This window comes from Arenibacter sp. S6351L, assembly GCF_023016025.1.
Lineage (GTDB): Bacteria > Bacteroidota > Bacteroidia > Flavobacteriales > Flavobacteriaceae > Arenibacter > Arenibacter algicola_B.
The window spans coordinates 83838-109124 of the sequence record NZ_JALKBB010000006.1 but is presented as its reverse complement, the minus strand read 5'-3'; the positions used below and the strand labels follow the sequence as shown (position 1 = coordinate 109124).

Below are 25287 nucleotides of genomic sequence, written 5' to 3'. Positions count from 1 at the left end.
CCTTTTAAATAAAGGCTTCTTTCAACTAGTTAAAAAAAGAATTATTCGGAAAAATACCCAACAATCAAATTCGAACAAGGTACAAATTTGGCTCATTTGCGAAGATTTTTGCATTAAGGACAAAAAAAAGCCCGGTAACCAACCGGGCAGGCTAATCAAAACCAACCTAAACCAATTAACTAATTATAACTACTCATAATTTCATTAGAAATTATTTTCAAATTCATAGCAATTTATATCTATAACACCTGAGAAAAGAAATACCCTACTCCAACAATTATTTTTATCTTTAATAAAACTAAAAAAAGATTATCATGGCCACCGTTTACTTAGAGGAAATAAGGGAAGAGCTACAAAAGGTCCTCTCGGAAAAAGACCACCCTTTCCGATTTTTCACGCTTGCCACCGTAGGATTGGATCAGGTTGCCCGTTTGCGCACAGTTGTATTAAGGGATGTTTCCGATAATCTAAAACTTACTTTTTACACCGATAAGCGCTCAAAAAAAATTACACATATAAAAGAAAATAAAAGGGTTAGCCTACTCCTGTACCACCCAACCAAATTGCTTCAATTAAAAATTGAAGGCACGGCAACCTACAAAGATGACGAGGCCACCAAAGAGAAATATTGGAGTAAACTGGATGACTACGCAAAAAAACAATATACCACGAGCAGGTCTCCTGGAAGTAATTTAATTAACCCCCAGAATTTGGAATATTTAAGTGAAGAAAATCATTTCTGCCTAGTAGAGATTATACCCTACAAAATAGAATACCTAAAATTAAGTCAACCCCATCATATTAGGGTTCGGTTCTCCAAAGTTGGTATTCAGTGGGAAAGTGAGTATTTGGTTCCCTAAAAATATTTTAGACAACCCATTTCGCCTCATTCTAAGCCATAGAATCCAATATCATGGAAATATCCTTCTCCGTTGTATCCGGGTTGATAAAACAAAAACGCGCCACAGTTTCGTAAACGCCCTTTTGCCTATACTTGGTAGGAGTCACCAGAGCAAAACCTTCCCTGTGATTTTTATAGGTCCAATGGGTGTAATCTTGTGGCAACCATCCTTTTCTTCTAAACAGGACACATGAAAGACTGGGCTCCCTTACCAATTCTACCAAGGGATGCTTCTTTATTAATTCCCCTGCCAAATTGGCCAACCCAATACCCTGATCTACGGCCCAAGAATACTTGTCGGTACCGTGCATGGCCAGTGAAAACCAAAGCGGCAATCCCCTTACCCTGCGTGTCAATTGTATTTGATAGTCCGAAGGGTTAAAACCATGGGCACCTTCATCCTTAAATATTTCCAAATAGGAACCTTCTTGTGAATGTGCTTCCTTGGCCAATTCCGGATTTTTATAAATTATAGCCCCGCAATCATAGGGTGAGAAAAGCCATTTATGTGGATCAATGGTTATACTATCCGCCTTTTCTATCCCATGGAACAAAGGCCGGGCCGATTTTGAGGCCAAGGCGCCTCCACCATAGGCAGCATCCACATGAAACCATAGATTTTCAGTGCTACAAATTTCCGCAATACCGGACAAATCATCTATTATACCTGCATTGGTGGTACCTCCAGTTGCCACAACGGCAAATAACCTATCCCTTTGTTGGGCATCCAAGGAATTTATGCTTTCACTTAGGGCCTCTGCCGTCATCTGTTCCTCGGTTTCCACCAAAAGCACATCACAATCTATGACCTTGGCCATAGATTTCACAGATGAATGGGCCCCTGAAGAAGTTATGATCAATCCTTTTTTATTTACATTTTTTGGATTCTTTCGCCAATTTTCCCTGGCTGTTACCATGGCCGATAAATTGGCAGCCGTTCCTCCGCTGGTAAATACCCCGAAGGATCCCTTTGGCAAGCCTGTTAGGGATACCAACCATTTCATGGCCTCGTTCTCACAAAATATTCCGCCGGCTCCCTCCATCCAATAAGCTCCGTGGATGCTGGAGGCCGAAGTTACAAGATCGAACATGACCGCCGCCCTAGTAGGTGAGGCCGGTACAAACGCCAAATGTCTAGGATGATCAATAGGTACCGTAGCCTTTATAAGCACCTCTTTAAATAATTGAAAAGCCCTTTCCCCGCCAATTCCGTCGGGAGTTATTGTTTCCCCTACCAAGTCCTTTAACTCCTCTTCCTTTTTGGGCTTGCCCAATTCAGGAGCTGGATGGGTAATTCGACCAATGGCATATTTCATGACATCCAATGTCATTTCCACCATTTCAAAGTCTACTTTGTGCATGGACATAGTCTGTTTTTAACAAATATAATCTTTTTGATTGTCTAAAAATCTGTCAGGCGGTGCAATAAACCAGTATAGATCAATCCATTTTTACAATAGAAAACTCTCCGGAAAGTGGCTTAAGTGCTTTCATTAAATGTGGAATCAACCGCTCTCCATACTCTAGATATAGTTCCGAGAAATTAAGGTTGCGTTCTTGAAGTGATTTATTTGGAAAAAGTTGATTCTGAATCTCGGTCATACGCAACACATGGTCCTGTAACTTCCTTTTTTGGGCCTTCAACAATCTTCCCTGTAAATTGTCCAACCCCTTTAATTGTTTTACCTCTTGGGCTTTAACAGCTCCCAAAAAAGAAGCGTCAGTTTTGGCAGCCAGGTCGTACAATTCCTTGAACTGCTCTTGTAAATATTTCTTTTGGGGGGTAAAATCAATATCAATATTGGATATTTCCCTTATCTTTTTGTTAATAAAACTACTTTGATTTAAAAATATATCGGCCAGGGAAATATTCATTCGCTCTAATTTCTCCATCTGCTTCCCTGTAATGACCAAGGCCGAATTACGGAGCAATAATATAGGAAAGGGCACCTTCATTTCCGTAAACATGGTTCTCAATTGCAACCAATAGGCCAATTCGCCTCCTCCTCCTATATAACACAAATTGGGTAATATCACCTCCTGAAAAAGCGGTCTGGTAATCACATTGGGCGAAAAACGTTCGGGATAACTCTCCAATTCCGTCAGAATTTCTTCTTGGCTAAATTCAATTTTGGTATCATTTATATAAAATCTACCATCCTTTTCCACAATCCTCTCCCGGACCCCATCTATCAAATAAAAATAATTGATTTCCCGTGGATTAACCTGTATACCGTAATTGTCCGGTAGCCGTTGTAGCTGATCTATGGTTTCAACGACCTTATTATACGAAGCATTTTCCAACAAATCGCGCTTAACAAAGGGCACCAATAAACGCTTCAATTCGGTATTGTTCCCATCCAAAATAACCAGACCGTGTTCACCAAAAAGTTCATTGGCCAAAAAACGGGTAGCATCGGTAAGATTATCATGCTCCAAATACGCCTTAGCAAACCATTCCTTTAGCTTACTGGCATTTATACTATTGCCCATTTCATTGGAAAAAGCCTCTAGGATAGATTCCAGTCCATCCGTTGCCAATGGTCCTACCGCACCGGAGACATTTTTATTCCACTGTAATTTTTTCCCCCTAAAATTGAAGTAATTTATTTCATCAAAATCATGATCTTCGGTAGCCATCCAATAAATAGGCACAAAGTTGTTTTCCGGATTGGCCAGCTTCAGTTCTTTGGTCAAATTGATGGTAGAAATGATCTTGTATAAAAAATATAATGGCCCTGTAAATAAATTTAATTGATGCCCGGTTACAACCGTAAACGTTGAGGCTTCTTTAAGGAGCGATATATTTACCTTGGTATCCTCCGAAGTGTCAACATCCCTATATTGATTTTTCAGAACCGAGTACAGAACTTCACGATGGGCCCTAGGAAAATTCTGCTTGGCTTTTATCTGCTCCGCAAACTGATCTATTTTAGGTGGCCTATCATAAAAAGGAGACAAAGCTTCCTTTCCGTCCAGATAGTCACATATTAAATTGGAAAAATAGCCAGTTTTTTTAAAGGGTATGCTTTCGACTTCCATAGAAATGTTGGTAATAGCTGGTAAAGATAAAATTATCCCTTTTTTCAGTTCCTAAAAATACGTTAAGAAGTTTAATATTCACTTTTTTAATGTCATTTTGATACGCGCTTTACTCGATCCCTTAAATGGCAAGTATTGTTGGAAGACAACTAATATCACGAATATTCCTTAGATTTGATTCTTAGCAAATCAATGGATTTAAATGAAAAAACTTCTACTAACCTTTTTTCTCCTTTCAACCGCCTTGGGTATTTCCCAAACATTACTATCTCCCTCCGAATTTTTAGGATATGAATTGGGAACTGAATTTACAAGGCACCATCAAGTGGTCGACTACTATAAATATCTGGCCGAAAATGCTTCAGACAGGGTTAAATTAGTAGAATATGGAAAAACCAATGAACGCAGGCCTCTGATCGTTGCCTATGTTTCTACCCCGGAAAACATTGTTGCCTTAGAGTCTATTAGATTGGAGCACCTTAAGAATACCATTGGCCAGGGATCACCCACCAAGGCCATAGTCTGGTTGAGCTACAATGTTCATGGAAATGAAAGCGTCAGTACCGAGGCCTCCATGCAAACCATTTATGAACTTTTGACCAGCAAGGCCACTTACTTGGAAAATACGGTAGTAATAATAGATCCGTGTATTAATCCAGACGGTCGCGATAGATATGTTAATTGGTACAACCAGTTTAAGAACACTCCCAATAATATAGACCCTAACAGCAAGGAACACCATGAAGGTTGGCTTAATGGGCGTTCCAACCACTATATGTTCGACCTTAATCGGGATTGGGCATGGCTTACCCAGGTAGAGAGTCAGCAACGGATAAAAGTTTTCAACCAATGGCTGCCCCATGTACACGTTGATTTTCATGAACAAGGTGTAAACAACCCTTATTATTTTGCCCCGGCCGCAGAACCCTTTCATGAGGTGGTAACCGATTTTCAGCGCGATTTTCAGATTACCATAGGGAAGAACCACGCCAAGTACTTTGATGCCAATGGCTGGTTTTATTTTACAAAAGAAGTTTTTGACCTTTTATATCCTAGCTACGGTGATACCTACCCCACATATAATGGCGGTATAGGTATGACCTACGAGCAGGGCGGTAGTGGGCGTGCCGGACTGGGCATAAGAACTTTTATAGGAGACACCCTTACCCTACACGATCGTATTGCCCATCATCTTACAACTGGCCTGTCTACCGTGGAAGTAGCTTCCAAAAACACAGAAAAATTAAACAGGGAATTCAAGAAGTTTTATCAGAATAAAAATTTTAAATACAAAAGTTATGTAATGAATGGGGATCCCGATAAAATTGATGCCATTGCGACACTTCTCAGGTCCCATGAGATTAAATATGGCTGGGCAAAGGAAGGTACTGCCAAGGGCCATCTTTATAGCTCGGGAAAATTAGGGACCATAAAAACCTCCCCTTCCAGTTTGGTAGTATCCACCAACCAAGCCAAAGGCACATTGGCCCAGGTATTGATGGAGCCCAATACAAAGCTAAGTGATTCGCTGACCTATGATATAACGGCATGGTCTTTACCCTATGCATACGGATTGGAGACTATTGCCTCCCAGACGTTAGTGGAATCCGACCCCTCTAGGGATTGGGAAGTTCTCCCGCCAAAGGGAGCCAATATTGACCAGGACACCTATGCCTATATAAGTGACTGGTCCAGCATGAAGGATGCCCGTTTTTTGAGTGGATTAGTGAAAGAAAATATTAGGGTGCGTTTTGCAAAAAATCCTTTTTGGGCAGAAGGCAAAAAATTTGAAAGGGGTAGTCTCATCATCACCAAAGGGGACAATAAAAACCATAAAGACTTTGTGGAAACCTTGAGCCGGGTTGCGCATGACAATAAGACTATATTAACCCCCACCAATACTGGATTTGTTGAAAAAGGAAACGACTTTGGTTCCAGCTATGTACCTATGATTACGGATACAAAAATAGCAATGCTATCCGGCGAACCTACCAACACCCTCGAATTTGGGGAAATATGGCACTTTTTTGAACAACAACTTCGCTATCCACTAACTATTTTGGATACCGAATATTATGATGAAGTGGATTTATCCGAATACGACGTCCTTATTCTACCCAACGGATGGTATAGCAAGTTCTTCACTGAAGATAAACTGGAAGAATTGAAGGAGTTTGTCTCCAACGGAGGAAAGTTGATCGCCATGGAAGGAGCTATTAAGAGTATAAATGGAGAGCATGGGTTTGCAATAAAGGAAAAAGAGATAAAGAAAGACAGTACAGAAAACATACTCCCATATGAAGAGGCGGAAAGGGAAGACATTAAAAATGCGATTACCGGAGCCATTTTTAGAACTAAAGTTGACCAAACACACCCCTTGGCCTACGGTTATGGCGACCACTATTTTACCCTTAAATTAGGAGACGATGCCTTTGAAAATTTAGATTCAGGGACCGTTGTCTATTTGGAAAACGCGAATTCGCCAATTGCGGGCTTTGCAGGAAGTGAGGCTAAGAAAAAAATTGCCAATACATTGGTATTCGGTGTTGAGGAAGTGGGCAAGGGACAGGTTATCTATATGGTAGATAATCCATTGTTCAGGGGTTTTTGGGAAAATGGCAAACTCTTCTTCGTCAATGCCCTTTTTATGGTGAAATAATGCAAGTGGGGCCAATTTGCCGTGCAAGTTCCATTTAGTTGACCAAAACCCGTAATTCCCGCCAAACCAGCCTTTATTTAAAAGTAGAACTATACGACCAGAAATAGAAACCGGAACATCTAAAAACATTGGAACATGAAAAACATTTTTGAAAAAAAGGTAGTAGACGAGCTAATAGGAAGAATTAATAAATTGACCCCCAAAAGTACCGGAATATGGGGCAAAATGAATGTAGCACAGATGTTGGCCCACTGCAATGTTTCCTATGAAATGGTATTTACGGAAAAGCATCCCAAACCCAACGGACCAATGAAACTGATGCTAAAACTTTTTGTAAAGCAAACGGTAGTCAATGAAAAACCATACAAAAAAAATAGCAGGACTGCACCTGCCTTCCTAATCGTGGACGAAAGGGACTTTGAAAAGGAAAAGAAGCGATTGATAGACCATTTGATAAAAACACAAGAACTGGGAGAGGATTACTTTCACAATAAGGAATCACATTCTTTTGGTCCCTTGACTAAAACGGAATGGAACAATTTGTTTTACAAACACCTCAACCATCATCTGGAACAATTTGGGGTATAGAAAGCAAAGGAATAACGCTTTTGAACCCTTAAGGAACAACATCTCCCCAAGCTTTGGGTCTATTGACAAAAAAGATTCCTTATTTGAATATAATTCAATATTTTTGCAAATTAATCAACATATCAAATCAAAAATTAATTACCAATTATAAGTTTCATGAGAAAAATTCAAGGCATCTATCTATTGACAATCTCCATTTTGCTATCCTCTTGTTCCCCAAAAGAAAATAAGATAGGCGATTTTAAATTACTTCCCCAACCTCAAGAAATTGAAGTTACAGGGGTTAGTTCAATTTCTCCCGATCTAACCCTGAAAGCAGTAGCCAAAAACGGGGAAGCACTACCTATAATTGACCAGGATATTATGGTGCTGGATGATAATCAAGGAAAGATTGCTTTAATGTATGAAATAGATTCCAATCTAGGTACTCCTGCAGAAGGTTACACCCTGACTATTTCAAACGAACAGATCCTAATAAAAGGAAAGGATGAAGCCGGATTGTTCTATGCCTTCAAATCCTTGGAACAATTAATGCTGGATGCCAAGGATCAAAAGGTTAACCTTCCATTATGCCAACTAAAGGATTACCCTTTATTAGCCTACCGCTCCGTCCACTTGGATGTAAAACACCATTTGGAAAAGACCGAATACTATTACGAATTGATGGATAAGTTTGCCAGCTACAAGATAAATGGTATTATTTTGGAAGTTGAGGACAAATTAAAATTTAAACGCCAACCAACAGTTGCCTCCGCAGACGCCCTCAGTATCGAAGAGTGGAGAAAGATCAGCGATTACGCCAAAGAGCGGCATATAGAAATAAGCCCATTGGTACAAGGCCTGGGCCATGCCTCGTTTATTTTAAAACATCCGGAATACCTGGAGCTCAGGGATAACCCAGAAAGCGATTGGGCCTTTAATCCTCTGGATCCAAAGACCTATGAAGTACAATTTGACCTTTATTTGGACGCTATGGAGGCTTTTCCCTACGGAAGGTACCTGCATGTGGGGGGTGACGAAGTACATACTACCGGAAGAGGCAGCAATGAATCGCCCTTAAAATTACAACTGATGTGGTTGGACAAAGTGGCCAAATTCGCAGAAGAACACGGGAAAACCCCAATTTTCTGGGATGATATGCCTCTAAAACAAGCCGATGTCTATGACCCAATGTTCAAAAAAGATATGACCCAGGAGGAAGTAGATCAAGTCTGGATCGATAATGAACATAAATTGTTGGAATTTTTGGACATCTTCCCAAAGAATTGCATCTATATGCGATGGAATTACAGTTCCCCTCAAGCCCTTGGCAACATAAAGGCAATGCAATGGTTTACAGACCATGGCATGGAAGTTATGGGTGCCACGGCAGGCCAAACCAGATGGGTTTTAATGCCGCAGGAAGAGAGCAATATGGAAAACATCCGTTCTTTTGCGGTTAGCTCCATAGACAGTGGCCTAAACGGATTGTTATTGACCTTATGGGATGATGATTCTCCTCATTTTGAATTGTACATGAGGGGTATCTTGGCCTTTGCCGAATATTCCTGGATTGGTGACAAACGCAGTAAGGAAGAAATAAAGTCGGCCTTTAGGCAAAGGGAATATGGGTATGCCTTGGCCGATGACACTAAGGCTTTTATTACCGAACTTGAATCCCCTGTGGCCTTTTGGAAAAATGCACTACTTAAAAAGAACCAGCGCAATTTCCTTCATAAGATGAAAGACCCCTTGGAAGAGGCTGTTATTGACTTTCCGGACAAAGAAAATATAGGGGCATGGAGCTTGGCCAATGAAGAGCGTTTAAAGACAGCTGCCCAAACTCTATCCCAAACAGACAGTATTGCAAAAAAAATAGAGAATGCCCGTTCTCTTGCCCTGCGCAACGACCACAACCTACAAGTGTATGAACAGGTAAACAAACTTTCCGCTTATAGTCCAAAAATGCTACTGGCCCTTCGTGATTACGACATGGCGGATAGCAGCGAGGATATCATGGCCACGGCTTCCAAGCTAAAGGAATTGGAGGCGGAATTCGCCAGCCTTAGAAAGGAATTGGAAATGGTCTATGGTAAAACCCGTAATTTGAACAAACCGGATAATTATATTTTGGATCAAGACCATCATGTGCATTTGGCCAATCAATCCATAAATTTCGATTGGCAATTCTATGCAGAAATGATGTTCTTTAAAAAATTGAACAACGAACTTGCAAAAGAGATTTATATGGAGAATGCAGATCCCCTAAAAAAATAATTACCTACCAAAATTTACTACAGAAGAAATAGAGGTGAAATATCTTGTGCCAATGTTAACAATAATAAGCGTTAAATTAAGTATATTTCGCCCCTAAATCCGATTTGTAAATCGGGCTTAAGGAGCGTATATGAAAGAGAAGGAAGCCACCCGAATAAACAAATTTTTAAGTGAAATGGGGTATTGTTCGCGTAGGGCGGCGGACAAACTTATTGAGCAGGGACGGGTAACCATTAACGGAAAAGTTCCCGAAATGGGCACCAAGATCACTATGGACGATGAGGTACGTGTAGATGGGGAGCTTATATCCGAACCTCAAGAAAAGCCTGTATACATTGCATTTAACAAACCCATTGGTATTGTTTGCACTACAGATACCAGGGTGGAAAAGGACAATATTATCGACTTCATAAATTACCCAAGTAGAATATTCCCTATTGGAAGATTGGACAAACCCAGTGAAGGCTTAATTCTATTGACCAATGACGGAGATATAGTAAATAAGATTTTACGGGCCAGAAATAAGCACCAGAAAGAATATATAGTTACCGTAGATAGGCCCATAACCAAAACTTTCCTGGAAAAAATGGCCAATGGGGTCCCCATCTTGGACAGGGTAACCCGTAAGTGCGAAATTGAGGAAATAAGCAAGTTCCAATTTCGGATTATTCTAACACAAGGGCTTAACCGTCAGATAAGGCGTATGTGCGAGTATCTGGGTTACAATGTAACCGCCCTAAAACGTATTAGGATCATGAACATTCAATTGGACGTTCCTGTAGGCAAATGGCGGTATTTATCCGAAAAGGAATTAGGTGAAATCAATGAAATGATTTCCGATTCTACCAAGACCCATCACAAGTAAAAACAATAAACTGCCCCTCTAATTTAATTTTAAAAGTATGGCCATGAAGATGGAAGAAATAGAAAATATTGAGTTATTGTACTTAAGCGTGGATGACTATCAAGAGCTTAAAACGGCCATGATAGAATCGTACACCACTATGCCGGAATCTTACTGGCGGGAACATCAAATAGATAATTTAATATCCAAATTTCCGGAGGGACAGGTAGTCATAAAAGTGAATGGCCATATTGCAGGCTGCGCATTGTCCATTATTCTGGATTATGATAAATTTGAAAATAAACACACCTACCAACAAATAACCGGAAATTACACCTTTAACACCCACTCTCCGGATGGTGATGTACTGTATGGTATCGATGTTTTTATAAAACCCGAATATAGGGGTATGCGGTTGGGTCGTAGACTATATGATTACAGAAAAGACCTATGCGAGCGTTTAAATTTAAAGGGGGTTGCTTTTGGAGGTAGAATCCCCAACTATTATAAGTACAAAGACACCTTATCTCCCAAGGAATATATTGAAAAAGTAAAACGCAAGGAAATAAACGACCCTGTACTTAACTTTCAAATTTCCAACGACTTCCATCCAAGTAAAATTCTAAAAAACTATTTGGAAGGTGATTCAGCTTCCAACGATTACGCGGTACTTTTGAAATGGGACAACATTTATTATGAGAAGAAGAATATAGAGGCTAGCGTTGTAAAAAAGGTGGTGAGGGTTGGGCTCATCCAATGGCAGATGAGACCCTACAAAAACCTGGATGACGTACTTCAACAAGCAGAGTATTTTGTAGATGCGGTTTCCGGTTATCGGTCAGACTTTGCACTGTTCCCCGAATTCTTTAACGCCCCTTTGATGGCGGAGAACAATCATTTATCAGAGTCTGCCGCCATACGTGAACTGGCTCAGCACACGGCCACCATTGTTCAACGATTTTCAGAATTGGCAATTTCCTATAACATCAATATAATAACAGGGAGTATGCCAGAAATAAAGGATGAAAGTCTTTACAATGTTGGGTATATCTGTAAAAGGGATGGCACCAAGGAACGATATGAAAAACTCCATGTAACTCCGGATGAGGCAAAGGTATGGGGCATGCAAGGAGGCAACGAACTAAAGGTATTTGACACGGATTGCGGAAAGATTGGTGTCCTGATCTGCTACGATTCCGAATTTCCGGAACTGAGTAGATTACTGGCAGACGAAGGAATGGATATTTTATTTGTCCCCTTTCTCACCGATACCCAAAATGGCTTTTCCAGGGTCAGAAATTGTGCACAGGCCAGGGCCATTGAAAATGAATGTTATGTGGCCATTGCAGGAAGCGTGGGCAACTTGCCCAAGGTACATAATATGGACATTCAATATGCCCAATCCATGGTATTTACCCCCTGTGATTTTGCTTTTCCCGCCAATGGGATAAAGGCAGAAGCCACACCAAATACCGAAATGATTCTGATAGTTGACCTGGATATAGATCTACTGAGGGAACTAAACCAATTTGGTAGCGTTAGAAACCTAAAAGATAGAAGAACGGATATTTTTGAGGTGCGCAGAAAGAACTAAACAAAAAACAATATAGCACACCTTGTGCACCTTACTTAATGCTTATTGCCGCATAAAAGACTAATATATCCGGTACAACCAAAACCATTGTAGGTGAAACACTGTAGCTAAGGAACTTAGAACATATTGTTTCCCAAAAGGAACAGCACAAGTCAACTTGTGTTGTATTTACACGGCTATTTCCCATATACATCGGCTTTAACATAAGCCACTTTAATTTATGGGGCGGAAAACCAGGCTCCATTAGCTGTGGTTTTACTGTCTTGGGCCTCCGAAAAATTAAACAAATTTTTAGTAGGGTATTTCATTAAAAATCACTAACTTAGGAAGACCATCGTTCATTGATATAAGCTTTGAATGCTTAGCTTAAATTACCCTTTCCAACCTGCACCAACTACTATTTATATTTATTGCGAATACCCATGAACGCTTGGAACAATAAAATTCAAACAGATGAAACTCAAAAAAAATCCCTTTGGAAAAAATCCCCTTATAACCGCAATAACCATTTTGTTGTTCTTAGGGGTAACGCCCTCCGTTTCGGCGGCCATTCTGTACCAAGATGTGCAGGAACAGGAAAGTTCATTTAACCAATATCAAGGTAAAATTGTTGATAGCGAAACCAATAATCCATTGGTATTTGCCACTCTTTCCATTGAAAATACGAATATTAGTACCGTCAGTAATACCGAGGGTTACTTTTCCTTGAAAGTTCCCAAAGATATTGGCGAGGGACAGGTTAGCGTTTCCTTTTTGGGCTACAAGACCAGAACAATCCCTTTAAGCCAGTTGAAGGAAAATAAGAATGAAATTGCCCTGGAGGTAAGCTTTACGGAATTATCCGAAGTGAGCCTTGCCGTTCCTAAAGACGCAAAGGCCCTGGTCCAAGAAACCTTGCTCAGAAAAGGTGATAATTATTTTGACGACCCCACCTTAATGACAGCCTTTTACAGGGAAACCATTAAAAAAAGAAGGAAAAACGTTTCTTTATCCGAGGCCGTGGTCAATATTTACAAATCTCCCTACAATTCCGATCGTAGGGATGCATTACAGCTCTACAAGGCAAGAAAGAGCACCGATTATGATAAACTGGATACCTTGGCCATTAAACTGCAAGGGGGGCCTTTTAATACCCTCTTTGTGGACATGATCAAATACCCTCAGTATATCTTTACAGAAGAAACGTTTGATGATTACAACTTTAGCTTTGAAAATTCCACCAAAGTTAACGACAAGCTTATCTTCGTAATCAATTTTAAACAAAAGGAATCCATTACGGATCCCTTATACCAAGGTAAACTGTATATAGATGCCGATAAAAAAATTCTGACCAGTGCCATCTATTCCCTAAACATTACGGACAGGGAAAAGGCAGCTAAAATGTTCGTTCGTAAAAAGCCTGCCCATGCCAATGTTTGGCCAACGGACATTGCCTACCGCGTAGATTACAGGGAAAAAAACGGAAAATGGTATTACGGATACAGTAATGTCCTATTGGAATTCAAAATAAATTGGGACGATCGACTTTTCAATTCGGTATATAGTATGACCTGCGAAATGGCCATTACCGATTGGGAGAAAAACACTACAGGAGAATCGCCCAAATTTAAGGACCGTATCAAATCTTCGATAATTTTGGAAGATGAAGCAATAGGATTTTCAGATCCGGATTTTTGGGGCGAGTACAATATCATAGAACCAGAAAAATCCATTGAATCTGCCATTAAGAAAATACAAAGGCAATTAAGAAGGTCTAAGGCCAAAGAGGATTCATCCTCCCTGGGAATGTAGAGCTATTATATTTGAACAATGAAGTCCGTCATGTTTATGACGGACTTTTTTATGCGATTTTTTATATATTTAGGTGATACAAAATAAGATTAATGAAAAAAAGGAGACAGTTCTTCAAAACAGCCCTAGGGGCAGGGATGGCTACCCTAGTGCCAGCAACAATATTTGCCAATCCACACGAAAAAAAATCAGCCCTTACAACCTTAAAGCCCAAAGCATTAAAAAAAGGAGATACTATAGGCCTTATTGCACCTGGTTACGCCATAAAACCCGAGGTATTGGTGGAAGCCAAAGAAACTCTGGAAAAAATGGGATTTATACCTTACCATACGGATCGCATACACGGGAACCATGGTTACTTTAGCAATACGGACGCGGAAAGGGTTGCGGATCTAAACGAAATGTTCGCCAATAAAAAGGTAGATGGTATCCTTTGCGCACGTGGCGGATACGGATGTACCAGGATTATGCATTTAATAGATTATGGACTTATTAGAAAGAACCCCAAGGCTTTAATTGGATTTAGTGACATTACGGCTCTTTTAAATGGCATATATCAGGAAACTGGCCTTATCACGTTTCATGGGCCCGTGGGGAGCACCATCAATGACCCGTATAGTATTGAGCAGCTGCAAAAAGTGGTAATGAAATCCAAAGAATTGCCTCCCATTATAAATAATGTAGAAATAACAGATCTGGAGGAATATAGCAAGCCCGAATATGATCGATATTGCATCAACCCGGGTTTTGTAACCGGAAAATTGGTAGGCGGTAGTTTAACTTTGGTAAATGCCCTGATAGGGACTCCCCATGAAATTGATTTCACAGATGCTATAGTCTTTCTTGAAGATATTGAAGAAGCCCCCTATCGTATAGATAGGATGCTGACCCAATTACTGCAGGGCAAGACCTTTAATAAAGCGGCAGGAATAGCTTTAGGTGTTTTTAAAGGCTGTGATAGTGTTCCCGATCCCAAATCCTTTACGCTTAAGGAAGTTATAATGGACAGAATTAAACCTCTTGGAATACCTGCTGTTTACGGCATGACCTTTGGCCATATAGAAAACAACTTTACACTCCCTTTGGGAATTAATGCCAAATTGGACACCGAGAAAATGACACTACAATTATTGGAAAAGGCGGTCCGATAAATATAGGCCGCACAACTTATAAACTGGTAAATATTATTTAAAGCAAATTACCTAAAAGTATAATGCAGCCATCATAAGGATGGCTGCTTTTGGTTGAAACTAGCCGTCATCGGTTAGTTGGCCACCTCACTAATAAACTTCAATCTATACAACCTAAGCTCTTCATCCTCATATTCCCCATCAAATTCCTTTAAGGCCACTTCAAGATCGTCCGTATTGGCTTCCAAGAAGTAATCATGGATTTCCTCTTGCTGATCCTCATCCAAAATCTCATCGATCCAATAGGCGATATTCAATTTGGTACCGCTAAAAACAATTTGTTCCATCTCTTTGATCAATTCGTTCAATTCCAATCCCTTGGCAGAAGCGATATCATCCAACGGCAATTTTCTATCTACGTTTTGAATGATATAAAGCTTAAGGGAGGAATTGGCACCCGTACTTTTTACGATGAGATCATCGGGTCTTAAAATGTTGTTATCCTCAACATAGGCGGCAATCTGATCAACAAAGGGCTTGCCATATTTTTTTGCCTTACCTTCCCCAACTCCATAGATATTCACCAGTTCATCCAAGGATATTGGATATTTAAGCGCCATGTCGTCCAAAGAAGGATCTTGAAATACAACAAATGGCGGAACCCCCAATTTATGGGCTTCTTTTTTTCTTAAATCTTTAAGAATCTTCAATAAATTATCATCGGCCACACCTCCTGAAGATTTGGCGGCGCTTACTATAGCATCATCGGTCTCCTTATTGTAAACATGATCCATCGTCATCATAAATGAAGTTGGATTCTTAACAAATTCCTTTCCAAGTGGGGTTACATGCAAAATTCCGTATTGCTCAATTTCCTTTCTAAGCAAGCCAGCAACCAAGCTCTGCCGGATCAAAGCCATCCAATAGCCTTTATCCTTATCCTTTCCTATACCAAAAAAATCCTTTTCATCGGTCTTGTGAGAGGAAATCAAGGCATTTACCTTCCCGACCAAGGCCCTTACCACCTCTTTGGACTTGAATTTCTCGCTGGTACCCGTTACTACACTGATCAGCTTAACCACATCGTCCTTGGCTTCCTGCTTTTCCTTGGGGTTTCTGGTATTATCATCCATATCGGCACCCTCACCGTTTATTTCATCAAATTCCTCCCCAAAATAATGAAGTATAAATTTTCTTCGGGACATTGAAGTCTCGGCATAACCCACAATTTCCTGCAATAGGGCATTTCCTATCTCCTGCTCTGCCACTGGCTTTCCGGACATAAATTTTTCCAGTTTTTCCACATCCTTATAGGAGTAAAAAGCAAGGCAATGCCCCTCCCCCCCATCTCTTCCGGCCCTACCAGTCTCCTGATAATAGCTTTCTATGCTCTTGGGAATATCGTGATGAATTACAAAACGCACGTCCGGTTTGTCGATTCCCATCCCAAATGCAATGGTGGCAACCACTACATCCACATCCTCCATAAGGAACATGTCTTGATGCTTGGACCTGGTCTTACCATCCAATCCCGCATGATAGGGTACTGCGCTAACTCCGTTTACCTGCAATACTTGGGCCAGCTCCTCTACCCGTTTCCTACTAAGACAATAAATAATGCCCGACTTGCCCAAATTTTGCTTTATGAACCTAATGATATCACTATCAACATTTTGGGTTTTAGGCCTTACTTCGTAATAAAGATTTGGTCTGTTAAAACTTGCCTTGAACACCTTGGCATCAGTTATTCCCAAGTTTTTGATAATATCTTCCTGTACCTTGGGAGTCGCGGTAGCAGTTAGGGCAATTAATGGAATATTATCTCCCAACCTGCCAACAATAGATTTAAGATTGCGGTACTCCGGTCTAAAATCGTGTCCCCATTCCGAAATACAATGGGCCTCATCCACCGCTACAAAGGATATGGTTTCCCCCTGCAAAAAATCCACATATTCCTCCTTGGTCAAAGATTCGGGAGCAACATACAAAAGCTTGGTTATCCCACTGCTTACATCACTTTTTACCTGTTTGATTTCTGTCTTTGTCAAAGAAGAGTTCAAAACATGGGCCACTCCTATCTCGCTGGACACGTCCCTAATTGCATCTACTTGGTTCTTCATCAGGGCAATCAATGGCGATACCACAATTGCCGTTCCTTCCTGCATTAGTGCCGGTAATTGATAACAAAGGGATTTACCACCTCCTGTGGGCATTATTACAAAGGTATTTTTACCTTGTACAATATTCTTAACAACATTTTCCTGTAAACCTTTGAACTGGGAGAATCCAAAATACTTTTTTAGAGAGGCATGTAAATCAATCTCATTTATACCCATACCGTACTTCACCATATTAATATTATAAATTGGCGCCATCGCCAAAAATGAAATTCCTTAAGTTAAGGAATTTTTGTCTTTTAAATAAGTATTTATTCGAAATAAATTTGTTCAAATTTAAAATATTCTATAAACTTAAGTTTATGTAATTTTGTAAAATAAAGATAAGACTTTCTTTTAGGAAAATCATCACATAATTTTAATTTACTTTGAGCGATACCAAAGCTATATTGGCCATAGCAAAGAAAACCATAGATAATGAGGCCGAGGCAATATCCCATTTAGCGACTCTCCTAAACGAAGATTTTTCCAATGCGGTGGAATGCATCAGACATTCCAAAGGCAGGGTCATAATTTCCGGAATTGGAAAAAGTGCCCTGATCGCTTCCAAAATTGTTGCCACCTTAAATTCCACAGGTACCCCATCTATATTTATGCACGCCGCCGACGCCATACACGGCGATCTTGGAACCGTTCAGAAAGACGATGTAGTCATCTGCATATCCAAAAGTGGCAATACCGCCGAAATTAAGATGCTGGTACCTTTAATAAAACGGGGCAAGAACAAATTAATAGGAATGACCGGGAATCCGGATTCCTTTTTGGCAGCACAGGCAGACTACATTCTAAATACCTATGTTGAAAAAGAGGCCTGCCCCAACAATCTTGCACCAACTACCAGTACAACTGCTCAATTGGTCATAGGGGATGCCCTGGCTATCTGCCTATTGGAACTCAAGGGATTCAGCAGTAAGGACTTTGCTAAATACCACCCGGGAGGTGCGCTTGGGAAAAAATTATATTTAAGGGTGGGCGACATTGCCAGTAATAATCAGATTCCGCAGGTCCGTACCAACAGTGATGTAAAATCTGTGATCATAGAGATATCCGAAAAAATGTTAGGTGCCGCAGCGGTATTGGAAGACCAAAAAATTGTTGGAGTAATAACTGATGGCGATATTAGGCGTATGCTTAACAAATATGACAATATTTATGGTTTAACCGCCAAAGATATCATGAGCATTACTCCTAAAACTATAGCTTCGGACGTCCTTGCCGTAAAGGCATTGGAAATAATGCAGGCCAATAATATATCACAAATATTGGTTGTTGATGGAGAGAATTACAAAGGAATAGTACATTTACACAATTTAATTAAAGAAGGCATACTGTAATGACAAAAAAGATTAAGACCCCAAATGAGATGTCGTTCCTAGACCATTTGGAAGAACTAAGATGGCATTTAATAAGATCAACCTTGGCCGTAGTTATTATAGGGGGAGTGGCTTTTTTAATGAAAGGATTTATTTTCGATACGGTCATCTTTGGCCCAATGATGCCAGATTTTCCAACCTACCACGTTTTTTGCGACTTTTCCAAGTTATTGGGTTTTAGCGAGGCTTTTTGTAATACAGAACCGGAATTTACGGTACAGAGCAGGCAAATGTCCGAACAATTCTCCGCACACATCTGGACTTCCATTTGGGCAGGTTTTATTATTGGATTTCCCTATGTACTCTATGAAATGTGGAAATTTATTGCTCCCGGTCTTTACGACAATGAACGTCAGAATGCAAGGGGTTTTATCTTTATAGCTTCCTCTCTTTTCTTTATGGGGGTATTGTTCGGGTACTACGTTGTAGCTCCTTTGTCCATTAACTTTTTGGGAGGATACTCCATAAGCGACTCAGTAGTAAGGGAAATAGATTTGGTATCCTACATATCTACCGTAAGAGCGGCAGTAATTGCCTGTGGTCTAATATTCGAATTACCCATTATCATTTATTTCTTGACCAAAATAGGTTTGGTTACCCCGGAAGTACTTCGTAAATACAGAAAAATAGCGTTGGTTGTGGTACTTATTATATCCGCCGTAATCACCCCACCGGATGTGGCCAGTCAGATAATTGTGGCGGTACCCATTTTAATCCTATACCAAATAAGTATTTATATTTCCAAGGTGGTTTTAAAAAGAGAAGCCAAAAAACAGAAGAAAAATGTCAAATCAAGTTAAGGAGTTTAACGAGTATCGTTCCAAAATGAACGAAAAGCTCTTGGCGGACAACAACAAGATCATAAAAAGAATCTTCAACTTGGACACCAATGCCTACGCCGCCGGTGCTCTAGACGTAAAGACCAAGGAGCTGTTGGGATTGGTAGCCTCCGCTGTACTGCGTTGCGACGATTGTGTAAAATACCATCTGGAAAGCTCCTTTAATGAAGGCGCCAGCAAGGAAGAAGTTATGGAAACTTTGGGCATTGCCACCCTTGTCGGCGGTACTATAGTAGTCCCCCACTTAAGAAGGGCCTATGAATATTGGGAGGAACTGGAAAAACAAGAAGGTTAAAAAAACTACAATATCTTTTCCCAAACTAATATAAGGCTTAGTTTTGGAGAATAGAAAGGTACTATGAAGCTAAGAGCAGATAATATTATGAAGTCCTACCGAGGGCGACAAGTAGTTAAAGGAATTTCATTGGAGGTCAACCAAGGTGAGATCGTTGGTTTATTGGGCCCCAATGGTGCCGGAAAAACAACATCGTTCTATATGATAGTGGGGTTGATAAAACCTAATGGGGGCAATATTTATCTGGATAAAATGGAAATAACGCGCTTCCCTATGTACAAAAGAGCGCAAAATGGTATTGGATATTTGGCTCAGGAAGCCTCAGTATTTAGAAAATTGAGCATTGAAAAAAATATTCTTAGCGTACTTCAATTGACCAAATTGAGCAAAAAGGAGCAGCTGATGAAGATGGAATCGCTCATTGAGGAGTTTGGACTGGGGCATATACGCAAAAACCGGGGCGATCTTTTATCGGGTGGCGAAAGAAGGCGGACCGAGATTGCAAGGGCCCTGGCAACAGATCCGAAATTTATCTTATTGGACGAACCCTTCGCTGGAGTAGACCCTGTGGCCGTTGAGGACATTCAGAGAATTGTGGCCCAACTTAAAAATAAGAATATCGGCATCTTAATTACAGACCACAACGTACAGGAAACTTTGGCAATCACAGAGCGTTCTTATCTTATGTTTGAAGGTGGTATCCTTAAATCAGGGATTCCCGAAGACCTGGCAGCCGATGAAATGGTCCGAAAGGTGTATTTGGGACAGAATTTTGAGCTTCGTAGGAAGAAATTGGATTTTTAATTATACCCTCTCCCACCTAACCGGAAATTGTTCAAAGCAATAAGCCATCCCAAGCCCAATTCATTTTTTTATGTATTATCTAATCAATGTTGGCCTAACCTCAAAGAGGTCAATCAATATTTATAAGTAATCAATCTATTTTTGGGGTTTTTAGGTTATTCACCAAAGAACTTATAATATAAAAAGCTATGATTCCCGGAATAGCGATAAATTTCATGGTGAGGATCAGCACAAAACTTACCACTATAAAAATATAGCGCAGGGCGTTATCCCGAAAGCTCCAATTTTTAAACTTCAACGCAAATAACCCAATACGGGCATTTAGCAGATACGAACTCAATAGGGTTGTCCCGATCAAGAACCATTTATTCAAGATTATGGTATTTAAAAAATCATTGTTATGATATAGCAATATTAGGGGAAAGGAAAGTATCAGCAAGGCATTGGCTGGCGTTGGCAGTCCCACAAAGGAGGAAACCTGATTTTCATCCAGATTAAATTTTGCCAAGCGATATGCCGAGGCCAGGGTAATTAAAAACCCAAAAAAAGGAATCAAGGGAATGTTGAATGCGGCCCAATGCATGGTCTCCGTTGTATCTGGCTGAAGGCCAATGTTCCATCCACCGCTATAGGACATACTCAACAGCTGAAACATTACTATACCAGGCACCAAACCACTTGTAATTACATCTGCAAGGGAATCCAATTGCAGCCCCAACTCACTTCTCACATTCAAAGCCCTTGCTGCCAATCCATCAAAAAAATCAAAAAATATACCCAAAAACACAAAAGCCGCGGCTACCTCCAGTTTGTTAAGTACGGCAAACACGGTGGCGACACAACCACAAAAAACATTCAACAAGGTAATTATATTTGGAATATGGCGCTTCATAGGTCTTGTTTTACTAGGTTTACCACCAACATTTGCACATTGCAACTTGGGTACCATCATGTAAAAATACCATTTATTAAAAAATGCTGTTAAAATATATCCTGTTTTTTATAATAGCTTGTACTATCCCGCTTAAATCCTATAAATTATTCGATATTTGCGTTGGTAATTTCAAAAAATAGTGGCTCCCAATAGTATATGAGCATAAGGATTCTTTTTATTGCATTTTTTTTGGGCCTGATGTTCCACGGTACCGCACAGGTTAGGGAATTATCTCCCGAATCCCAAATTAGCGTTTTAACCTGTGGCTCTGGCAGCGACCTATACACTACATTTGGCCATAGCGCTTTTAGAATACAAGATCCCACCCAGGGAATAGACTGGGTATACAATTATGGGACTTTTAATTTTGACCCTCCCATGTTCTATGTGGAGTTCGCCATGGGCAAATTATTCTATTCCCTGAGCAAGCAAAACATGCCCAATTTTTTGTATGCCTACGAAATGGAAAATAGATGGGTAAAAGAACAACTCTTGCGACTTACCCCTACAGAAAAGAATGAATTGTTCCAATTTTTGGAAAATAATTATCGCCCAGAAAATAGGGATTATAAATACGATTTCTTTTTCAACAATTGCGCCACCAAAATAGGGGATGTCTTACAAGAGGCCCTAGGTGAAAATTTGCATTTTAATGAAGGTCATTTGGAAAAGAATTACACCTTCAGGCAGCTTATACACCAAAACCTAATTACCAATTCATGGTCCAGTTTCGGCATAGATTTGGCGTTGGGGGCTGTCATAGACAGAACAGCTACGGTTAAGGAACATATGTTTTTACCCATATATGTAATGGAACAATTGGGCAATACCACCCTATCCAAACATAATCTAGTAATTAGGGACAGGTCCATTTTAACTTCGGTAAAAAAGGAGGAACAGGGATATTTTCTGGCCTCCCCCCTGTTTTGGATATTGGCAATGTTGTTGTTTGTTTTGACCATCACCTATATCGACTATAAGAATCAAGTTAGAAGCAGGATCTTGGATTCCATACTATTTTTTGTTACAGGGCTGGCCGGTGTTCTGCTGATTTTTCTTTGGTTTTTTACCGACCATACGGCTACAGCCAACAACTTCAATATTCTATGGGTATTTCCATTAAATTTAATTGTTGGCTTTACCATTGTTAGAAAGAAGAAGGCCCCCAATTGGCTGCCCAAATACTTGCTAATTTTACTTGGACTATTAAGCTTAACCTTGGTATTGGCAGCATTTAAAGTGCAGGTTTTCTCCCCCTTGGCCATTCCCCTTTGGATAATGCTTGGAGTGAGATATCTTTTTTTATGGAAGTATTTCCAACAACACATCAGTTTAAAATAACACCTTAAATGAACCTACTTACTGTAGAAAACATATCCAAATCATTTGGCGAGTTATCGCTTTTTTCAAATATTTCCTTTGGCATCAACAAGGATCAAAAGATTGCGCTCATTGCCAAAAACGGCAGCGGAAAGACTTCTATCTTAAACATACTTTCCGGCAAGGATGCATCGGACAGCGGCCAGATAAATAGTCGTAAGGGCATTCGAATTTCATTTTTGGAACAAGAACCGGACCTAGACCCCAAATTGACCGTAGAGGAAACCATCTTTGCATCGGACAACGAAGTTTTAAAAGTTATTCAAAACTACGAACATGCACTTCTGGATCCAGAAGATGCTGATGCCTACCAAAAGGCCTTTGAAGCAATGGAACGCTATGATGCTTGGGATTTTGAAACCCAATACAAGCAAATCCTGTTCAAATTAAAATTGGAAGATCTAGATGTTAAGGTAGGACTACTTTCAGGGGGACAAAAGAAGCGATTGGCATTGGCCAATGCCTTGATCAATAGGCCGGATCTACTTATATTGGATGAACCTACCAACCATTTGGACCTGGAAATGATCGAGTGGCTGGAACAGTATTTCGCCAAGGAGAACATGACCTTGTTCATGGTTACCCACGATCGTTATTTCCTGGAGCGGGTCTGCAATGAAATCATTGAATTGGACAATGGGCAGCTGTATTCCTACAAGGGTAATTATTCCTATTATTTGGAAAAGAAAGAAGCCCGTATAGAACAGGAAGCAGTGGAACAGCACAAATCCAAAATACTGTTCAAGAAAGAACTGGATTGGATGCGCAGGCAGCCCAAAGCAAGGACCACTAAATCGAAATCCAGAATCGACGATTTTCATACTATTAAGGAAAAGGCAAGCCAACGTAGAAAGGAACACGAGGTGCAGTTGGAAATAAATATGGAACGTATGGGGAGCAAAATTGTGGAGCTTCACAAAATATCCAAATCCTTTCCCAACAAGCCCATTCTGGACAAATTTGAATATAACTTCCTGAAGGGGGAACGAATCGGTATCATAGGAAAAAATGGCACAGGAAAATCTACCTTTTTAAATATACTGAGCGGCACCGTGCAACCGGACAGTGGCAAGGTAATCATTGGCGAAACCATTAAGTTTGGCTATTACACCCAAAAGGGTATTACTATAAAAGAAGGTCAGAAAGTAATCGACGTTATCCGTGAATTCGGGGATTACATTCCGTTAATGAAGGGGAAACAAATTTCAGCCCAGCAACTATTGGAACGTTTTCTGTTCGACCGTAAAAAGCAATATGATTTTGTTGAAAAATTAAGTGGAGGGGAACGCAAACGCCTATACCTGTGCACCGTCTTAATACAAAATCCGAACTTTCTTATCCTAGATGAACCTACCAACGATCTGGACATTGTAACGCTGAACGTATTGGAAAGTTTTCTGCTCGATTTCCCAGGCTGCCTTTTGGTTGTTTCCCACGACCGTTATTTTATGGATAAGATCGTGGACCACCTCTTTGTTTTTAGGGGAAATGCAGAAATTGAGGACTTTCCAGGCAACTATTCCGATTTCAGGACTTATGAAGACAGTAACATACAGGAAAACAAGGCATCCAAAGAAAAAGCCAACGAGGTAAAAAATTCCAAAAATACCTGGAAAGAAGAAGAAACCGGAAAAAAGCTTTCGTTTTTGGAACAAAAGGAGTACAAACAATTGGAAAAGGAAATCCAAAAACTGGAATCCCAAAAGGTGGAAATCCAGAATAAATTTACGGATAGCACCCTTTCCGGTGATGATATTTCCAAATTATCTATTGAGCTCAAGGAGATTACAGATACCATAGAAGAAAAAACAGAACGCTGGTTCGAGCTTTCTATGTCCATGGGCGAATAAATCTTGTCCAATAAAGTTTAAGATGTTATATAAGCTATTCGCATTTATAAAATTCCGGCTGTCATCCAGCAACCAGCACGGGGTACACTCCCCTTTTGTTTACCGGTTTATTACCAAGTGTCTTTACGCTGCCCCACATTATAGAATATCAAAGTCCCATAATATTCTAGTAAAGACTATAGCCTATTTTGGACTTGGCCAAGTACATTTGGTCCCTGCCAATATTGCTGTGCAAAAAGAAATAACAAAATACTTAAAAGGGGTATCCTTCACCAATACCTCCAAAGAATTAATTTTTATTGAACGGTTGGATAAGGCAACGGTTGATGAATTTATTGTTCATAATTACAACCTTGCCAACGATACTGTTGTTTTCGTAGATGGGATATACCAAACGGCGAACACTCATAAATTATGGGAAAATATAAAAGAATTGAAACAGGTAAGGGTTACCATAGACCTATTTTACTGCGGACTGGTTTTTTTTAGAAAGGAACAGGCCAAAGAGCATTTTAAGATTCGGATTTAAACCCGTATTTTTAAAGGAGATAAAGAAATTTTTAAAATATGACCGATGGACTACATCATTTACATAGTGCTTGCCGTTCTAGGAGTTATTTTCTTTGTTGCCCAAGGGTTTACCAAAAGAAGATCTAGAGACAGAAAATCCAGGAAATTCATGGAAGATTATAATAGAGAGGATAGGAGTAAGTCCAAAGACCAAGCATAAAAACAATATTTAGACTTGCTCCAAAACAAAGCCTGCTGCTCAGCAGTATCACCCTCCACTATAATCAACAAAAATTATTATTCCTTAAATTAAAATACAT

General features: G+C 40.0%; 20 protein-coding genes. 16 read left to right on the top strand and 4 right to left on the bottom strand.

The features are described from left to right. Positions 1–314: 314 nt before the first annotated feature. A complete protein-coding gene (locus MWU82_RS06935) occupies positions 315–860 on the top strand; it encodes a pyridoxamine 5'-phosphate oxidase family protein (RefSeq protein WP_215946481.1) in 546 nt (181 codons plus the stop codon). 31 nt (positions 861–891) lie between these two features. Here the strand turns inward: MWU82_RS06935 and MWU82_RS06930 are convergent, their stop codons facing one another. Beyond that, the gene (locus tag MWU82_RS06930) at positions 892–2262 is read right to left on the bottom strand and encodes an aminotransferase class V-fold PLP-dependent enzyme (protein ID WP_247095884.1); all 1371 of its coding nucleotides are present in this window, start codon (positions 2260–2262) and stop codon (positions 892–894) included. Positions 2263–2341: 79 nt separating this feature from the next. Continuing rightward, a complete protein-coding gene (bshC, locus tag MWU82_RS06925; protein WP_247095805.1) occupies positions 2342–3943 on the bottom strand; it encodes a bacillithiol biosynthesis cysteine-adding enzyme BshC in 1602 nt (533 codons plus the stop codon). 202 nt (positions 3944–4145) lie between these two features. Here bshC and MWU82_RS06920 point away from each other — a divergent pair, with 202 nt between their 5' ends. The 7 genes from MWU82_RS06920 to MWU82_RS06890 all read left to right on the top strand — a co-directional run bounded on the left by MWU82_RS06920 (position 4146) and on the right by MWU82_RS06890 (position 14826). Continuing rightward, positions 4146–6602, top strand: coding sequence for a M14 family zinc carboxypeptidase (locus MWU82_RS06920; RefSeq protein WP_215946479.1), 2457 nt, complete (start codon positions 4146–4148; stop codon positions 6600–6602). A gap of 135 nt (positions 6603–6737) precedes the next feature. Then, the gene (locus MWU82_RS06915) at positions 6738–7190 is read left to right on the top strand and encodes a DUF1569 domain-containing protein (protein WP_247095803.1); all 453 of its coding nucleotides are present in this window, start codon (positions 6738–6740) and stop codon (positions 7188–7190) included. 156 nt (positions 7191–7346) lie between these two features. Further along, entirely contained in the window at positions 7347–9446 is a 2100-nt protein-coding gene (locus tag MWU82_RS06910) for a family 20 glycosylhydrolase (protein WP_247095802.1), read from the top strand. A 130-nt stretch (positions 9447–9576) separates the two neighbouring features. Next, complete coding sequence (gene rluF / locus MWU82_RS06905; RefSeq protein ID WP_215946476.1) at positions 9577–10311, top strand: 23S rRNA pseudouridine(2604) synthase RluF; 735 nt, start codon at positions 9577–9579, stop codon at positions 10309–10311. Between the two features lie 43 nt (positions 10312–10354). After that, positions 10355–11884, top strand: a complete 1530-nt coding sequence (locus MWU82_RS06900; protein ID WP_215946475.1) for a bifunctional GNAT family N-acetyltransferase/carbon-nitrogen hydrolase family protein — start codon at positions 10355–10357, stop codon at positions 11882–11884. A gap of 453 nt (positions 11885–12337) precedes the next feature. Continuing rightward, positions 12338–13675 carry a carboxypeptidase-like regulatory domain-containing protein gene (locus tag MWU82_RS06895; protein ID WP_215946474.1) on the top strand — a complete coding sequence of 446 codons (1338 nt, stop codon included), beginning with the start codon at positions 12338–12340 and terminating at the stop codon, positions 13673–13675. 92 nt (positions 13676–13767) lie between these two features. After that, complete coding sequence (locus MWU82_RS06890; RefSeq protein ID WP_247095800.1) at positions 13768–14826, top strand: LD-carboxypeptidase; 1059 nt, start codon at positions 13768–13770, stop codon at positions 14824–14826. A 113-nt stretch (positions 14827–14939) separates the two neighbouring features. Here MWU82_RS06890 and recQ read toward each other — a convergent pair whose 3' ends face one another. After that, positions 14940–17141 carry a DNA helicase RecQ gene (gene recQ, locus MWU82_RS06885; RefSeq protein ID WP_215947100.1) on the bottom strand — a complete coding sequence of 734 codons (2202 nt, stop codon included), beginning with the start codon at positions 17139–17141 and terminating at the stop codon, positions 14940–14942. A 209-nt stretch (positions 17142–17350) separates the two neighbouring features. Between recQ and MWU82_RS06880 the strand changes: the two genes are divergently transcribed. The 4 genes from MWU82_RS06880 to lptB all read left to right on the top strand — a co-directional run bounded on the left by MWU82_RS06880 (position 17351) and on the right by lptB (position 20293). After that, complete coding sequence (locus MWU82_RS06880; RefSeq protein ID WP_215946472.1) at positions 17351–18316, top strand: KpsF/GutQ family sugar-phosphate isomerase; 966 nt, start codon at positions 17351–17353, stop codon at positions 18314–18316. Next, positions 18316–19155, top strand: a complete 840-nt coding sequence (gene tatC, locus MWU82_RS06875; RefSeq protein ID WP_215946471.1) for a twin-arginine translocase subunit TatC — start codon at positions 18316–18318, stop codon at positions 19153–19155. The genes MWU82_RS06880 and tatC overlap by 1 nt, the downstream gene beginning before the upstream one ends. Then, positions 19139–19489 carry a carboxymuconolactone decarboxylase family protein gene (locus MWU82_RS06870; RefSeq protein ID WP_215946470.1) on the top strand — a complete coding sequence of 117 codons (351 nt, stop codon included), beginning with the start codon at positions 19139–19141 and terminating at the stop codon, positions 19487–19489. Before tatC ends, MWU82_RS06870 begins: the two co-directional genes overlap by 17 nt. Positions 19490–19552: 63 nt before the next feature. Continuing rightward, entirely contained in the window at positions 19553–20293 is a 741-nt protein-coding gene (lptB, locus tag MWU82_RS06865; RefSeq protein ID WP_031442894.1) for an LPS export ABC transporter ATP-binding protein, read from the top strand. A 130-nt stretch (positions 20294–20423) separates the two neighbouring features. On the opposite strand, the gene MWU82_RS06860 is transcribed toward lptB, so the two are convergent. Further along, positions 20424–21185, bottom strand: a complete 762-nt coding sequence (locus tag MWU82_RS06860; RefSeq protein WP_247095799.1) for a CDP-alcohol phosphatidyltransferase family protein — start codon at positions 21183–21185, stop codon at positions 20424–20426. Between the two features lie 198 nt (positions 21186–21383). On the opposite strand from MWU82_RS06860, the gene MWU82_RS06855 reads away from it, so the two are divergent. The 4 genes from MWU82_RS06855 to MWU82_RS06840 are packed head-to-tail and all read left to right on the top strand — an operon-like array spanning position 21384 to position 25187. Beyond that, positions 21384–22568 (top strand): DUF4105 domain-containing protein, encoded by a 1185-nt coding sequence (locus tag MWU82_RS06855; RefSeq protein ID WP_247095797.1) that lies wholly within the window; start codon positions 21384–21386, stop codon positions 22566–22568. 8 nt (positions 22569–22576) lie between these two features. Next, positions 22577–24457 carry an ABC-F family ATP-binding cassette domain-containing protein gene (locus tag MWU82_RS06850; protein ID WP_215946468.1) on the top strand — a complete coding sequence of 627 codons (1881 nt, stop codon included), beginning with the start codon at positions 22577–22579 and terminating at the stop codon, positions 24455–24457. A 22-nt stretch (positions 24458–24479) separates the two neighbouring features. Beyond that, complete coding sequence (locus tag MWU82_RS06845; RefSeq protein WP_215947133.1) at positions 24480–24986, top strand: hypothetical protein; 507 nt, start codon at positions 24480–24482, stop codon at positions 24984–24986. 45 nt (positions 24987–25031) lie between these two features. Continuing rightward, entirely contained in the window at positions 25032–25187 is a 156-nt protein-coding gene (locus tag MWU82_RS06840) for a hypothetical protein (protein ID WP_247095795.1), read from the top strand. Positions 25188–25287: the final 100 nt, after the last annotated feature.

Excerpts from the sequence above, each read along its gene's own strand:
- MWU82_RS06935 (WP_215946481.1), top strand. The coding sequence starts at position 315 with ATGGCCACCGTTTACTTAGAGGAAATAAGGGAAGAGCTACAAAAGGTC.
- MWU82_RS06930 (WP_247095884.1), bottom strand. The coding sequence starts at position 2,262 with ATGCACAAAGTAGACTTTGAAATGGTGGAAATGACATTGGATGTCATG.
- bshC (WP_247095805.1), bottom strand. The coding sequence starts at position 3,943 with ATGGAAGTCGAAAGCATACCCTTTAAAAAAACTGGCTATTTTTCCAAT.
- MWU82_RS06920 (WP_215946479.1), top strand. The coding sequence starts at position 4,146 with ATGAAAAAACTTCTACTAACCTTTTTTCTCCTTTCAACCGCCTTGGGT.
- MWU82_RS06915 (WP_247095803.1), top strand. The coding sequence starts at position 6,738 with ATGAAAAACATTTTTGAAAAAAAGGTAGTAGACGAGCTAATAGGAAGA.
- MWU82_RS06910 (WP_247095802.1), top strand. The coding sequence starts at position 7,347 with ATGAGAAAAATTCAAGGCATCTATCTATTGACAATCTCCATTTTGCTA.
- rluF (WP_215946476.1), top strand. The coding sequence starts at position 9,577 with ATGAAAGAGAAGGAAGCCACCCGAATAAACAAATTTTTAAGTGAAATG.
- MWU82_RS06900 (WP_215946475.1), top strand. The coding sequence starts at position 10,355 with ATGAAGATGGAAGAAATAGAAAATATTGAGTTATTGTACTTAAGCGTG.
- MWU82_RS06895 (WP_215946474.1), top strand. The coding sequence starts at position 12,338 with ATGAAACTCAAAAAAAATCCCTTTGGAAAAAATCCCCTTATAACCGCA.
- MWU82_RS06890 (WP_247095800.1), top strand. The coding sequence starts at position 13,768 with ATGAAAAAAAGGAGACAGTTCTTCAAAACAGCCCTAGGGGCAGGGATG.
- recQ (WP_215947100.1), bottom strand. The coding sequence starts at position 17,141 with ATGGGTATAAATGAGATTGATTTACATGCCTCTCTAAAAAAGTATTTT.
- tatC (WP_215946471.1), top strand. The coding sequence starts at position 18,316 with ATGACAAAAAAGATTAAGACCCCAAATGAGATGTCGTTCCTAGACCAT.
- MWU82_RS06870 (WP_215946470.1), top strand. The coding sequence starts at position 19,139 with ATGTCAAATCAAGTTAAGGAGTTTAACGAGTATCGTTCCAAAATGAAC.
- lptB (WP_031442894.1), top strand. The coding sequence starts at position 19,553 with ATGAAGCTAAGAGCAGATAATATTATGAAGTCCTACCGAGGGCGACAA.
- MWU82_RS06860 (WP_247095799.1), bottom strand. The coding sequence starts at position 21,185 with ATGAAGCGCCATATTCCAAATATAATTACCTTGTTGAATGTTTTTTGT.
- MWU82_RS06855 (WP_247095797.1), top strand. The coding sequence starts at position 21,384 with ATGAGCATAAGGATTCTTTTTATTGCATTTTTTTTGGGCCTGATGTTC.
- MWU82_RS06850 (WP_215946468.1), top strand. The coding sequence starts at position 22,577 with ATGAACCTACTTACTGTAGAAAACATATCCAAATCATTTGGCGAGTTA.
- MWU82_RS06845 (WP_215947133.1), top strand. The coding sequence starts at position 24,480 with ATGTTATATAAGCTATTCGCATTTATAAAATTCCGGCTGTCATCCAGC.
- MWU82_RS06840 (WP_247095795.1), top strand. The coding sequence starts at position 25,032 with ATGGACTACATCATTTACATAGTGCTTGCCGTTCTAGGAGTTATTTTC.